The following is a 13,780-nucleotide window of genomic DNA, read 5'->3' on the forward strand; positions in this document are numbered from 1 at the left end:
ATAATGCCATGTGAGCGGTTGTGTTTATGAGTGATGTTTCGATCGGCCGCGGTTCGGCCGCAGACCTCTTCCAGCTCCTCCGCGACGGCGCACCGCACACGCGCGCCGAGATCGCGAAGAGCACCGGCCTCGCCCGCTCGACCGTCGCGTCGCGCGTCGACGCGCTCATGGACATGCAGCTCATCGTGCCCGTCGAATCCGGCGCCTCGACGGGCGGCCGGCCACCGTCGCAATTCGCCCTCAACCCGCAGGCGAAGGTCGTGGTCGCCGCCGACCTCGGCGCGACCCACGCGACCGTGGCGATCGCCGACCTCGCCGGATCCATCCTCGCCCAGCACACCGACCCCATCGCGATCGCCGACGGCCCCGAACCGGTGCTCGGCTGGCTCATCGACAGCGCCCGCGCGCTCCTGCGCGACCTGAAGCGCACCCGCGCCGACGTCGCCGCCATGGGCATCGGGCTCCCCGGCCCCGTCGAGTTCTCGACCGGGCGCCCCGTCAACCCGCCCATCATGCCCGGGTGGGACAACTTCGACGTGCGCGGCTGGATCCGCGACCACTTCGACGTGCGCGTGCTCGTCGACAACGACGTCAACATCTCGGCCCTCGGCGAGCGCGCCGTCGCCTGGCCCGACGTCGACGACCTCGTCTTCGTCAAGGTCGCGACCGGCATCGGCTGCGGCATCGTCTCCGACGGACACCTCCGCCGCGGTGCGCGCGGCAGCGCCGGCGACATCGGTCACACGCGGGTGTCCCGCGGATCCGCCGCCGCCTGCTCGTGCGGCAACACAGGCTGCCTCGAGGCGCTCGCCTCCGGATCCGCGATCGCGCGCGAGCTGGGGGTCGCGAACGGATCCGCCGTGATCGACCTCGTGAAGAGCGGCGACCTCGCCGCGATTCAGGCCGTGCGGCAGGCCGGGCGCGACATCGGCGAGATCCTCGCCACCTCGGTGAGCCTGCTGAACCCGTCGGTGATCGCGATCGGCGGATCCATGGCCCGCGTCGGCGAGCACCTCATCGCCGGGGTGCGGGAGGTCGTCTACTCGCGCTCGATGCCCCTCGCCACGGAGCAGCTCATCATTACCCAATCCGCCGCGGGGGCGCAGGCCGCCGTGCTCGGCGCCGCGACGCTTGCGGCCGAGCATGCGCTGTCGCCTACCGGGATTAGCGAGGCTTTTGCGTTGGCTTGAGTCCCCTGGCTGGGACTCTGACGATCGGGCGAGATTTGGGCTATACGTGGAAATCGTCAGATCCTCGGCCGATCCTCAGAATCTCAGCGCGCGTATGCCCGGCTATCGCGCGAGGATCGCCGTGACAAGGGCCTCGGCTGTGTCGCGCTTGGATCCCTCGACGTCGGCGACCACGCCGTGCTCGTCGACCACGATGAGGTGGTTGTCGGCGCTCTCGAAGCCCTTGTCCCAGCCGACCTCGTTTGCGGCGAGCAGGTCACAGCCCTTGCGCTCGCGTTTTGCCGTGGCCCGCTCGGTCAAAGTCATCTCGCCGGGGGTCTCGGCGGCGAAGCCGACGATAATCTGGTCGTCGGTGCGGTGTTGCACGAGCCCGGCCAGGATGTCATTCGTCTCAACGAGCGTGAGCGTGAGCGTGCCGTCGGAATTCTCTTTGCGGAGCTTCTCGTCGGATACCTCGGCGAGGCGATAGTCGCTGACCGCCGCCGCCATGACGACGACATCGTGCGACGGAGTCTCAACTGCCACGGCCTCTTCGAGCTCCGCGGTCGTCGACGCATGCACGACATGCACCCGCGCGCGGACGGGATCCAGCACCGCCGCCTCGACGTTCACCGCGACGAGCGTGACCTCGGCGCCGCGCGCGGCCGCGGCGAGCGCGACCTCGACTCCCTGGCGCCCGCTCGACCGATTGCCGATAAACCGCACCGGATCCAGCGGCTCCCGCGTTCCGCCCGCCGTCACCAGCCAGCGCTGCCCGGCGGCGAAGCCGTCGAGCGCGCCGGGTGCATGTCCCTGCGCCTGCCACTCCCCGAATGGGTGGGGTGTGGATCCGGTACCGGCCCGGCCGCCCGCGGCGGCGGATCCCGCGCTGGCCGAGCCGGCCGCGGATCCGCTGCTCCCCGCCCCGTCCGCGGATCCGGCGAGTCCCGATCCGCCCGCGGATCCCGCCGCCGCAGGCGCGAGCGATCCGGCGCCGCCGGCGGATCCGGTTCTCGCCGACCCGACTGCAGATCCCGCGCCCGCGGCGTCCATGGATCCGGCGCCGCGCGCCAGCTCGCGGACCACCGCGGCGTGGATGTCTTCGGGTTCGGCCATGCGACCGGGGCCCGAGTCTCCGCCGGTGAGCTCGCCCGAGACGGGTCCGACCATGTGCACGCCGCGCTCGACGAGCGTCGAGGCGTTGGCCTGCGTCGCCGGATGCCGCCACATTTCGGTGTGCATCGCCGGCGCGATGACGACGGGCGCGGCCGTGGCGAGCAGGGTGGTGCCGAGGAGGTCGTCGGCGAGGCCCGCGGCCATCTTCGCCATCGTGTTGGCGGTCGCGGGGGCGATGACCACGAGGTCGGCGCGCTGGCCGAGGGCCACATGACGCACGCTCGCGACGTCGTCGTGCACGGAGGAGGTTACGGGATTGCGGCTGATCGCCTCCCACGTCGGCTGCCCCACGAAGCGCAACGCATTCGTGGTCGGAACGACGTGCACATCGTGCCCGTCTTTGACGAGCAGGCGCACGAGTTGCACGGACTTGTACGCGGCGATTCCGCCGCTGACGCCGACGACGATGAACATGATCCCCATCATGCCACCCCGCCGAACGAACAATTTTTGTACGAATGAACATGAAATAACGTAGTCGTTCATCGAATTCATGTTCTTTCGAGGCTAGGGTTGTGGGAATGTGCACTGTGGTGATCCGCGTTCCCCTCGTCCCCGACGAGCCCATTCAGCTGCTCGCGGTGAGGGACGAGGATCCGGCGCGTGGATGGGATCCGCTCGGCGCCTCGTGGCCGGATCGGCCCGGGCTCATCGGGGTGCGCGATCGGCGCGCCGGGGGCGCGTGGCTCGCGGCGGATCCGGGAGCGGGGCGGCTCGCGGTCGTCCTGAACCGCGATGGATCCCCGGACCTGCCCGAGAACGAGATCGTCACGCGCGGCGAGCTGCCGTTCGAGGCGCTCGGCCGTGAGGCACTGGCGGATGTCGATCGGATGCGCGGCTTCAACCTCGTGAAGATCGTGGGCGGTGTCGGGGCGTCGGTGACGTCGTGGGAGGGATCCGGGCAGCTGCGCACGCAGACCCTCGAGCCCGGGACGCACATGCTCGCGCACCACGACGTCGATGATCCGCGCACCGCCCGAATCACGCAGTGGCGCGACGCCTTCGCGGCGGCTCCGTTCGAGGAGTGGCCCGAGCTGCTGATCCGGACCGAGAAGGTCGGGCCGGACGACGACCGCGCGATCATCCGTGACAATCGCGTGCACGGATGGCCGACGCTCACGACGCTCGCCTGCCTCGCGGAGATCCGGCCGGGCCGCGCCGACGTGCGCTACGCGGAGCTCGCGGATCCGGGCGTGCCGGGCCCCCTCACGTTCTCGTAGTCCCCTCCTCCACCCCCGCGAGATCTCACCCTTTTCGCGAGATCTCACCGAATTCAGTGCGACCTCGCGAAACCGATGCGATCTCGCGGGCCCTGCGGGCCGCAGGGCCGGGACTCGCGGGGCCGGGGCGGCGCGCTCGCTACGCCACCACCCGTCCACTTCCCCGCGAGGACGCGCGCACAAAAGAGTGCGACCTCGCGGAAGTGGGGGCCACCACTGTGCGCCCACACCCTGCGCATCGCGGTCGCCCAGGCGGCGCCCCAAGACTCACAAGATCCCCACCATAAGGAGACGCACCATGATGGGAACCTCGCACGCGATATCCGGTGCGGCAGCCTGGGGCGCGATCACGCTCATCGCACCGTCGATGGGGTGGGCGCCGATTGATCCGATCGGTGTCATCACGGGCGCCGCCGTCTGCGCGGGCGCGGCTCTCCTCCCCGATGCCGATCACCCCTCGTCGACCGTCGCGGCGGGCCTCCCGGGCGGCCGCATCATCGCGGGCACGATCGGCGGCCTCACCGGCGGCCACCGCAAGGGCATGCACTCACTCGTCGCCGTCCTCGCCGTCATGCTCGGGGCGATTGCGCTGAGCTTCATCACCTGGACCCCGACCGGTTGGGACACTCCCCTCGCCCTCGGCCCCGCCATCGCGGCCGCCATCTGTATCGCGGTCGGCACGAAGTGCGTGCGCCTCGTCAACAGCTGGTTCCTGTCGTGGATCATCGGCATCGCCTCGGCCGCCGCGATGATGTGGTTCTTCCCCGACGAGTTCGGCTGGCTGCCCGCCTGCATCGGCGTCGGCTACCTCGCGCACCTCGTCGGCGACACGCTCACGACGGGCGGCGTCCCCTGGCTGTGGCCCATCATGGCGCGACGCCCGCGCGCGTTGCGCAAGGCGCCGATCCTGCGCCAGCTCTGGCCCCGCAAGGGCTGCTTCGCCCTCCCCCTGCTCGGCAACGCCGGATCCCGTAGGGAGTGGGTCTTCTCGATCGCGCTCGGCGTTTTCGCGCTGTGGCCCATCGGCGGCGCCGGGATCGACCTTCTGACCACGCTAAGCGCGTAGATTTACATCCGCACCCCAAAAACGACAGGAGACCCCATGCTCACCGTCAAGGCATACGGCGCCACGAGTGCCACCGACCCGCTCGCTCCGCTCGAGATCGAGCGCCGCGACGTCGGCCCGAACGACGTCCTCATCGCCATCCGCTACGCGGGCATCTGCCACAGCGACATCCACACCGTCCGCGAAGAGTGGGGCCCGATTACCTTCCCGCAGGTCGTGGGTCACGAGATCGTCGGCGAGGTCGCCGAGATCGGATCCGCTGTCACGAAGCACGCGGTCGGCGACCGCGTCGGAGTGGGTTGCCTGGTCAACTCGTGCGGAGAGTGCGAGGAGTGCCTCGACGGCGACGAGCACCTGTGCGCGAACGGCAACGTCGGCACCTACAACTCGGTCGACGTCGACGGCACGATCACGCAGGGCGGCTACTCGACCCACGTCGTCGTGAACGAAGACTTCGTGCTGCGCGTGCCGGAGGCGATCCCCTACGAGAAGGCCGCTCCCCTGCTCTGCGCGGGCATCACGACCTACTCGCCCCTCGCCACGTGGGGCGCCGGCCCCGGCAAGAAGGTCGCGGTCGTCGGCCTCGGCGGACTCGGCCACATGGCCGTCAAGATCGCCGTCGCCATGGGCGCCGAGGTCACGGTGCTCTCGCGCACCGACGCGAAGAAGGACGACTCGCTGTCGTTCGGCGCCGTGCGCCACGTCGCGACCGGTGAAGACGGGGCCCTCGAGTCGCTGAAGCGCTCGTTCGACCTCATCATCAACACGATCAGCGCGCCGTTCTCGATCGACGCGTACCTGCGCACCCTGCGCCCGCACGGCGCGCTCGTCAACGTCGGCCTCCCGCCCGAGGCGCTCGAGCTGCACATCGGATCCGTGATCGGCGGCCGCAAGGCCCTCGCCGGATCCAACATCGGCTCGATCAAGGAAACGCAGGAGATGCTCGACTTCTGCGCCGAGAAGGGCATCGCGCCCGAGACCGAGCTCATCTCGGCCGATCAGATCAACGAGGCCTACGACCGCACGGTCGCGGGCGACGTGCGCTACCGCTTCGTCATCGACACGGCGACGCTCTAAGCGTGAAAGAAGCGGCCGGTCGTCTTCGTGACGGCCGGCCGCTTTTTGTTATTCACCCGCCGCCGCGTTCGCGTATTTCGCGGCGCGGGTCGCGACCTGCGTCTGGTAGTCGAGGGTGTCGTTGTACGAGCGCACCGCGCGGATCCACGTCTCGTCGCTCGCGAGGGTGCCGTCGATCCGGCAAAGATATCGCGCGGTCGTCGCCGCCGCGTCATCGATGTTGTGCGGATCCGCGACCCCGTCGCCGGAGGTGTCGACGCCCCAGATGCGCCACGTCTCGGGGATGAACTGCATCGGGCCGACGGCGCGGTCGTAGACGGTGTCGCCGTCGAAGGATCCGCCGTCGGTGTCGAGGATCTCCATCGTGTTGTTGGTTCCGTCGAGCGGGATCCCGATGATCTGCGGGCGCGCGACGCCGTCGGCGTCGATGGATCCGCCCTGAAGGGTGCCGTGGTGGCTCTCGACCCAGCCGATCGCGGCGAGCGTGTTCCAGCCGACCTCGCAGCCGTCGGCCGAGGCGCGGTTCGCCGCCGCCACGTAGGCGGAGAGCGCGCGGCGCGGGATGCCGGTGGTCTCCGCGGTCACCTCGAGCCACGCATCGTCTCCCGCGGCGGCCGGCGTCGCGGCGGTCTCGATGGGCTCGGGCGTGTAGGGCGCGAGCGCGTCGATGCCCGTGAAATCCGGCGTCTCGATCGACGAGATCAGCCACACGACACCACCCACGCCGAGCGCGCCGATGCCTCCGAGCACGGCGACTCCCGCGGCCGTCACGCCGATCGTTTTCTTTACCCCCACGGGTCCATTGTGGCGGAGGAACATATGACAACAGCCGCCCCGGATCGGTGGGGCGGCTGTTGTCAGCGAGTTCCGGCGTGCGGTCCGGGTGTCGCGTCCGAAGGATCCAAGTGCGGTCGGATAGCGCTTCGAGAGTCCACTTGAGGTTTACCTCCCTTCAAGAATCACGCACGCAGGAGAACGCTTACCCCGAATCTGGATGATAATTATTCCAATTTTTTCGATATTGTGAAGGAATGACCGCATCGCGAATCGAGCTGACGACGCTCGGCCACCGGATCCGCCATCACCGGCTCGAGAAGCGACTCACGCTCGACGAGCTGGGAGCGCTCGTCGGCGTCGCCGGCAGCCAGCTCAGCCTCATCGAGAACGGCAAGCGCGAGCCCAAGCTCACGCTGCTACAGGCGATCGCCGAGGCGACCGGCACGAGCGTCGGCGACCTCATCTCGCACGAGCCGCCGAACCGCCGCGCGGCCCTCGAGATCGAGCTCGACAAGGCGCAGCAGACGCACTCGTTCCTGCAGCTCGGCGTTCCGCCGATCAAGGTCACGAAGGGCCTCAGCGACGAGGCCATCGAGACCGTGCTGGGGCTGCACCACGAGCTACAGCGGCGCGACCGCGAGGCCAACGCGACCCCGGAAGAGGCCCGGCGCGCGAACACCGAGATGCGGATCCGCATGCGCGAGCAGAACAACTACCTGCCGCACATCGAGAAGCTCGCCGAGGAGCAGCTCGCCGCGGCCGGCCACACGCGCGGCGCGCTGACGCACCGCACCGTGAGCATCATGGCCGAGCGGCTCGGGTTCCAGCTGATCTACGTCAACGACCTGCCGACGTCGACCCGCTCGATCACCGATCTCGAGAACGGGCGCATCTACCTGCCGCCGGCGTCGATCCCGGGCGGTCACGGCCTGCGCTCCATGGCGCTGCAGGCCCTCGCCCACCGCCTACTCGGGCACAAGCCGCCGACCTCCTACGCCGACTTCCTGCAGCAGCGGCTCGAGATCAACTACTTCGCGGCGTGCTGCCTGATCCCCCAGACCCCCGCCGTCGAGTTCCTCCGCCAGGCGAAGAAGGACCGCAACCTCGCGGTCGAAGACTTCCGCGACGCCTTCGGCGTGACGCACGAGTCGGCCGCCATGCGCATGACGAACCTCATGACCGAGCACCTCGACATGCGCCTGCACTTCCTGCGCGTCGGCTCGCAGGGCCAGATCGAGCGCGTGTACGTCAACGACGGCCTGCCGGTTCCGGAAGACGTCACCGGCGCCGTCGAGGGACAGATCGCGTGCCGCAAGTACTCCGCCCGCCGCGCCTTCGAACGCCAGAACCGCACGACCGAGCACTACCAGTACACTGACACCCCCGCCGGAACCTTCTGGTGTGCGACCCAGACCGGCACGAGCGACGTCGGAGAGCACTCGATCACCGTGGGCGTCCCCTTCGACGACTCGCGCTTCTGGCGCGGACGCGAGACGCCCGCCCGCGAGATGTCGGCCTGCCCCGACGAGAGCTGCTGCCGCAAGCCCGCCGCCGACGTGCTCGAGCGGTGGGGCGACAAGGCCTGGCCGAGCGCCCGCGTGCACACGCACATCTTCAGCCCCCTCCCCCGCGGACGCTTCCCCGGCGTCAGCGAGACCGACGTCTTCGAGTTCCTGGAGCGCCACGCGGGGTAGGTGGTGCGCTTCGCGCCACCAAACTCGGGGGATCCGGCTAAAGCCTCCGATTCCCGTGATTTCTCCGACTTCTGTGTACCGCGGCTAGCCCCGCCGCGCGCACGAGACTCGGAAGAATCACGAGAATCGGACGGATCCACGCAAGACCTCCGATTCTCGTGACATCTCCGACTTCCGTGCGGTCGGATTCCGGATCCCGCGGCGCGGATCCGCGCGCGCATGCGCGATGCCGTCAGGCTTCCCCGCACCGGGCGCACCAGACTCGGAGAACTCATCAGACTCGGACGAATCCGGGCAAGACCTCCGGCTTCCGTGATTTCTCCGACTTCTGTGCGGCCGAATCCCGGATCCGGCAGCGCGGATCCGCCCCGCACGGTGCGCGACACCGTCGAGCCTCCCCCGCACCGCGCGCACGAGACTCGGAGAAATCACGATAATCGGGAGGATCCGGGCAAAGCCTCCGACTCCCGTGATTCTTCCGACTTTCGTGCGTCGCGGATCCCGGATCCCGCGGTGCGGATTCAGGCCCGCGCGGGTGCGTGACGCCGTCGAACTTCCCCGAACCGCGCGCACCTGACTCGGAAGAATCACCAGAATCGGACGAATCTACGCGAGACCTCCGATTCCCGTGATTTCTCCGACTTCTGTGTACCGCGGCTAGCCCCGCCGCGCGCACGAGACTCGGAAGAATCACGAGAATCGGACGGATCCACGCAAAGCCTCCGATTCTCGTGACATCTCCGACTTCCGTGCGGCCCGGATCCCGAGGCGCGGATCCACCCCGCGCGCGTGCGCGCGACAGTCAGACTTCCCCGTCCCGCGCACCAGGCTCGGAAGAATCACGAGAATCGGAGACTTCCGCACGCAGGATCCGAGACTCGTGTTTTCTCCGAGTCTCGGGATCCCCCGGAAACGCGAAGCGGCGGGGCGGATCCTGGATCCGCCCCGCCGCGAGGAGGGTTACGCGAGCGAGCGCTCGGCCGCCTCGACCACGTTGGTCATGAGAAGCGCGACGGTCATCGGGCCGACTCCGCCGGGGTTCGGCGAGAGGTAGCCCGCGACGTCTGCGACGTCGGGGTGAACGTCTCCGTAGACCTTGTTCTTGCCGGTCTCGGGGTCGGTCTCGCGGGTCACGCCCACGTCGAGCACCGCGGCGCCAGGCTTCACGTCTTCGGCCTTGATGAGGTGCTTGACCCCGGCGCCGGCGACGATGACGTCGGCCTGGCGGAGGTACGGGGCCATGTCGGGCGTTCCGGTGTGCACCTGCGTCACGGTCGCGTTGATGTCGCGGCGCGTGAGCAGCAGGCCCATGGGGCGTCCGATCGTGACGCCGCGGCCGACGACGACGACGTGCTTGCCGTCCAGGTCATAGCCGTTGCGGACCAGCAGCTCGATCACACCGCGCGGCGTGCAGGGCAGCGGGGTGTTGATGGGCGAGTTGACGTTCAGCACCAGCTTGCCGAGGTTGGTCGGGTGCAGGCCATCGGCGTCTTTGATGGGGTCGATGCGCTCGAGCACCCGGTCGGTGTCGATGTGCTTCGGCAGCGGAAGCTGCACGATGTAGCCGTGGCAGGTGGGGTCGGCGTTGAGCTCGTCGATCAGCGCCTCGACCTCTTCCTGCGTGGCGTCGGCCGGAAGCTCGCGCTGGATCGAGTTCATGCCGACGGCCTCAGACTGCCGATGCTTCATGCCCACATACAGCTGCGATGCCGGGTCGGCACCGACGAGAACCGTGGCGATTCCGGGGGTGACGCCCTGCTCCTTCAGCGCCGAGACGCGCTCGGTCAGCTCGGCCTTGATGGCCGCCGAGGCGGCCTTGCCGTCAAGAATCTGTGCCGTCATCGTCAGACGCCAGCGTAGCCCTGGCCGGCGTTCTCGATGCCGGGGTAGAGCGGGAACTTGTCGGCGAGAACCGCGACGCGGGCGCGGAGCGCCTCGATGTCGGGGTTCGGCAGCAGCACGTTCGCGATGATGTCGGCAACCTCGGTGAACTCCTCGTCGCCGAAGCCGCGGGTCGCGAGCGCCGGCGTACCGATGCGCAGACCCGAGGTGACCATCGGCGGGCGGGGGTCGTTCGGAACCGAGTTACGGTTCACGGTGATGCGGATCTCGTGCAGGAGGTCTTCCGCTTCCTTGCCGTTGATCGCGGCGTCGCGCAGGTCGACGAGCACGAGGTGCACGTCGGTGCCGCCCGAGCGCAGCGTGATGCCGGCGCCGGCGACGTCGGCCTGGTTGAGGCGCTCAGCGAGGATCTGCGCACCGCGCACCGTGCGGCGCTGACGGTCGGCGAAATCCTCGGTCGCGGCAAGCTTGAACGCGGTCGCCTTCGCGGCGATCACGTGCATGAGGGGGCCGCCCTGCTGGCCCGGGAAGACGGCCGAGTTGATCTTCTTCGCGATCTCGGCGTCGTTCGACAGGATGAAGCCGGAGCGGGGGCCACCGATGGTCTTGTGCACGGTCGACGACACGACGTGGGCGTGCGGGACGGGGCTGGGGTGGATGCCCGCGGCGACGAGGCCGGCGAAGTGAGCCATGTCGACCCAGAGGTAGGCGCCCACCTCGTCCGCGATCTCGCGGAACTTCGCGAAGTCGAGCTGACGCGTGTAGGCCGACCAGCCGGCGATGATGACCTTCGGCTTGTGCTCGACGGCGAGGCGGTGCACCTCGTCCATGTCGACGAGCGAGGTCTCAGGGTCGACGCCGTAGGCGACGATGTCGTAGAGACGACCCGAGAAGTTGATCTTCATGCCGTGGGTCAGGTGACCACCGTGGTCGAGCGAGAGGCCGAGGACGGTGTCGCCCTGGCGCGCAAGCGCGTGCAGCACCGCGGCGTTGGCCGAGGCACCCGAGTGCGGCTGGACGTTGGCGAAGTTCGCGCCGAAGAGCGACTTGGCGCGCTCGATGGCGAGGTTCTCGGCGACGTCGACTTCCTCACAACCGCCGTAGTAACGACGGCCGGGGTAGCCCTCGGCATACTTGTTGGTGAGAACGGATCCCTGCGACTGGAGGACCGACACGGGAACGAAGTTCTCCGATGCGATCATCTCGAGGAAGCCGCGCTGGCGGTCGAGTTCGCGCTGCAGAACCTGCGCGATCTCGGGGTCGACCTCGGTGAGGGGGGCGTTGAACAGCGAATCGGTCATGCGTGCTCCAAGAACGGACTCTGCGGACATCGTGGAAAAATCGCTTCGGCCCAGGCGCGCGGTCGAATGCCGTTCATTGTGCCGCTTCCCGGTGGTGACCCACCTCGGGCGCCAGTCGCGACGGGTCGATCATACCCTGAGAGCCTGCGGAAAAACGCCGCAAGGCGGGACGAGATGCGTTCATCTCGTCCCGCCTTGCGGGCTAGCTAGCGGATCCTCTTAGGCGCGGGTCTTGCGACGCACGAGGAGGAGACCGGCACCGGCTGCCATAAGGAGAGCAGCGCCACCCGCGAGGGGCAGAACGGTCTCGCTCTGGGTTGCGCCGGTCGGGGCAAGGCCGTCATCGTCCTTGTCACCGGGCTGCTCCGACGGGGCCGGAGCCGGGGTGGGCTCCTCCGAGGGAGCCGGGGTCGGCTCCTCCGAGGGCTCCGGAGCCGGGGTCGGGGTGGGCTCCTCGGTCGGGGCCGGGGTGGGCTCCTCGCCGCCGCCGTTACCCTCAGCCGTAACCGAGAAGGTCGACTCGGCTGCGGCGCTGGTCACGCCTGCGATGCTCTGCGTCACCGAGACGGTGTAGTTACCGGCGACGAGCTGGTTCGGGAACTCAACCATCCAGTTGCCACCCTCGACGGTGGTCTCACCGGCGACGCCGCTGCCGTCAGCGGTCTCGAGCGAGACGCTGACCTTGGCGCCGTCGATGGGCGAGGTACCGATAACGGCGGGGAGCTTGCCCTCGACGTAGCTGTTGCCGTTACCCGGCGTGACGATCGTGGGGGCCCCCGGGACGACCGAGAAGGTCAGCCAGCGGGTCTCCGACTCGAGGCCGTTGACCGTCTGCGTGACGCCGACGGTGTACTTGCCGAAGCCGAGCTCGGTCGGGATCGAGAACTTGCCGTCCTCGCCAACCGTGGCGGTACCCTCGGCGTCGCCCGACAGGGTCACGGTCGCGCCGGCAACGCCGGTACCGGTGATCGAGGGGGCAGCCTCGGTCGTCGACGACTCGTTCGCGGGGCTGGTGACCTCCGGAGCGGCCGGGGCCTCGGGCTTGGGTGCCTCGGTGGTCTTGACCGTGGCGTTCACGGTGTCCGACACGTTGAAGCCCTGCTTCGCGGTCAGCGTGATGTCGAACGAGCCGACCTTGCTGGGAGCCGCGAACGAGAAGTTGCCGCTCTCGTCGGTCGTAGCCGTCGCCTCGATGTCGCCGGCGATCGTCACGGTCGAGTTCGCCGGAGCGGTACCCGTGAACTTCTCACCCTGAACGGCGGTCGCCTTCGCGACGGCCGGCTCATCGATGTCGAGCGCGATCTGGTAGTCGTAGCCGTTCTCGCTCGCGACGCGGAGCGCGTCGGGGAGGTCGGTCACCCAGATGAAGTTTCCGACGCCACCACCGCTGGCAACGCCAACGGCCTTGTCGCCAACGAGCACACCGCCGCCGGAGTCACCGGGCATCGCGAAGTCTTCGGAGTTGTTGTTCTCAGCGCTGAAGCCGTAGACGATGTGGCCGCTGATGTTCGCGTAACCGATCTCGCGGACCGTGCCCTCGCCCGCACCGGTGGTGCGGCCCGAGGTGGTGATCGTGTCGCCGACCTCCGCCGAACCGTAGCTGCGGACCGGGTGGGTCGACGCGGCGTGGTCGTCGCTCGGGGCGCCCGTCCAGTCGGTCACCGCGGGAAGCAGCGTGTACTTGTCGTTGATGTTGCCAAGGAACGAAATGTCGGTGCCGTTGGCGGTGTTACCGTCGGTCGAGTTACCCGGGCCGCCGAACTGGCCGAACGTGTACTCGCCGAGGATCTCACCGTCGAAAATCTCGGCGGTGTTCTCGTCGCCGGTGACGGCGGGCTCGGTCGACGGGCGCGACAGCACACCGAAGGTCGAGCCACCGAACTCGGTCATGCAGTGACCGGCCGAGACGAGCGCCGGGGCACCCGACGCGTCCCAGGCGCTGAAGCCGAGCGAGCAGGACGAGTTAAGCGTGTCGCCCGAGCCCGAGAGGTAGCCAGCGCCACCCACGACCTCGTCGGACGAGATCGCGTCGAACTGCTCGCCCTCGACGACCTCGACGTTCGAGAACTTCGCGGCGATTGCCTCGGCGCTGATGCTCTCGCCGTCGACGGGCGCGGCAAGAGCGGTGAAACCGCCCTCGCCCGACTCGTCGGCGACCTTGATCTGGATACCGTTGCCATCGGTCACGACGGCAACGACGCCGGGAACCTGGAATGCCTCGGCCGCGACCTGGTCGAGCTCGGCCTGAGGCGCAGCTTCGGCGGCGAGCGCGGGTGCTGCGACCACTCCGCTCGCTACGAGGGCGGCAGCGGCGCCAAAGGCGCTGAGCTTCGCCGCTCGGTTGAAAGTGAAACGCAAGGAACTCCCCATTCCTTCGGGCGGGACTACCGCCATCTCGCAAGAAATTTGCGCTCGTCCCACACTCAGGAAGACCTCAGCTGGAACATAAGCTTTGCCA

10 protein-coding genes and 1 riboswitch are annotated in these 13,780 nt (G+C 68.8%); of the genes, 5 read left to right on the forward strand and 5 right to left on the reverse strand.

All coding sequences use genetic code 11. The features are described from left to right. Positions 1–26 precede the first annotated feature (26 nt). Positions 27–1,190 carry an ROK family protein gene (locus DTO57_RS13195; RefSeq protein WP_114118712.1) on the forward strand — a complete coding sequence of 388 codons (1,164 nt, stop codon included), beginning with the start codon at positions 27–29 and terminating at the stop codon, positions 1,188–1,190. Positions 1,191–1,292: 102 nt separating this feature from the next. On the opposite strand, the gene DTO57_RS13200 is transcribed toward DTO57_RS13195, so the two are convergent. Then, positions 1,293–2,759, reverse strand: a complete 1,467-nt coding sequence (locus DTO57_RS13200) for a bifunctional phosphopantothenoylcysteine decarboxylase/phosphopantothenate synthase (RefSeq protein WP_114118808.1) — start codon at positions 2,757–2,759, stop codon at positions 1,293–1,295. 107 nt (positions 2,760–2,866) lie between these two features. Here DTO57_RS13200 and DTO57_RS13205 point away from each other — a divergent pair, with 107 nt between their 5' ends. The 3 genes from DTO57_RS13205 to DTO57_RS13215 all read left to right on the forward strand — a co-directional run bounded on the left by DTO57_RS13205 (position 2,867) and on the right by DTO57_RS13215 (position 5,708). Then, positions 2,867–3,565 (forward strand): NRDE family protein, encoded by a 699-nt coding sequence (locus DTO57_RS13205; protein WP_114118713.1) that lies wholly within the window; start codon positions 2,867–2,869, stop codon positions 3,563–3,565. 298 nt (positions 3,566–3,863) lie between these two features. After that, positions 3,864–4,631, forward strand: coding sequence for a metal-dependent hydrolase (locus tag DTO57_RS13210; RefSeq protein WP_114118714.1), 768 nt, complete (start codon positions 3,864–3,866; stop codon positions 4,629–4,631). 36 nt (positions 4,632–4,667) lie between these two features. Further along, a complete protein-coding gene (locus DTO57_RS13215) occupies positions 4,668–5,708 on the forward strand; it encodes an NAD(P)-dependent alcohol dehydrogenase (protein WP_114118715.1) in 1,041 nt (346 codons plus the stop codon). Between the two features lie 48 nt (positions 5,709–5,756). Here DTO57_RS13215 and DTO57_RS13220 read toward each other — a convergent pair whose 3' ends face one another. After that, complete coding sequence (locus DTO57_RS13220) at positions 5,757–6,503, reverse strand: lytic transglycosylase domain-containing protein (RefSeq protein ID WP_229730651.1); 747 nt, start codon at positions 6,501–6,503, stop codon at positions 5,757–5,759. Positions 6,504–6,739: 236 nt separating this feature from the next. Here DTO57_RS13220 and DTO57_RS13225 point away from each other — a divergent pair, with 236 nt between their 5' ends. Then, complete coding sequence (locus DTO57_RS13225) at positions 6,740–8,179, forward strand: helix-turn-helix domain-containing protein (protein WP_114118717.1); 1,440 nt, start codon at positions 6,740–6,742, stop codon at positions 8,177–8,179. Positions 8,180–9,139: 960 nt separating this feature from the next. Here DTO57_RS13225 and DTO57_RS13230 read toward each other — a convergent pair. The 3 genes from DTO57_RS13230 to DTO57_RS13240 all read right to left on the reverse strand — a co-directional run bounded on the left by DTO57_RS13230 (position 9,140) and on the right by DTO57_RS13240 (position 13,680). Then, on the reverse strand, positions 9,140–10,021 hold the full coding sequence (locus DTO57_RS13230; protein WP_114118718.1) for a bifunctional methylenetetrahydrofolate dehydrogenase/methenyltetrahydrofolate cyclohydrolase: 882 nt from the start codon (positions 10,019–10,021) through the stop codon (positions 9,140–9,142). 2 nt (positions 10,022–10,023) lie between these two features. Then, complete coding sequence (glyA, locus tag DTO57_RS13235) at positions 10,024–11,322, reverse strand: serine hydroxymethyltransferase (protein WP_114118719.1); 1,299 nt, start codon at positions 11,320–11,322, stop codon at positions 10,024–10,026. A gap of 41 nt (positions 11,323–11,363) precedes the next feature. Next, positions 11,364–11,451, reverse strand: a riboswitch (ZMP/ZTP riboswitch). Positions 11,452–11,541: 90 nt separating this feature from the next. Then, a complete protein-coding gene (locus DTO57_RS13240; protein WP_162785781.1) occupies positions 11,542–13,680 on the reverse strand; it encodes an LPXTG cell wall anchor domain-containing protein in 2,139 nt (712 codons plus the stop codon). Between the last annotated feature and the right edge of the window lie 100 nt (positions 13,681–13,780).

The organism is Microbacterium sorbitolivorans, assembly GCF_003327285.1.
Lineage (GTDB): Bacteria > Actinomycetota > Actinomycetes > Actinomycetales > Microbacteriaceae > Microbacterium > Microbacterium sorbitolivorans.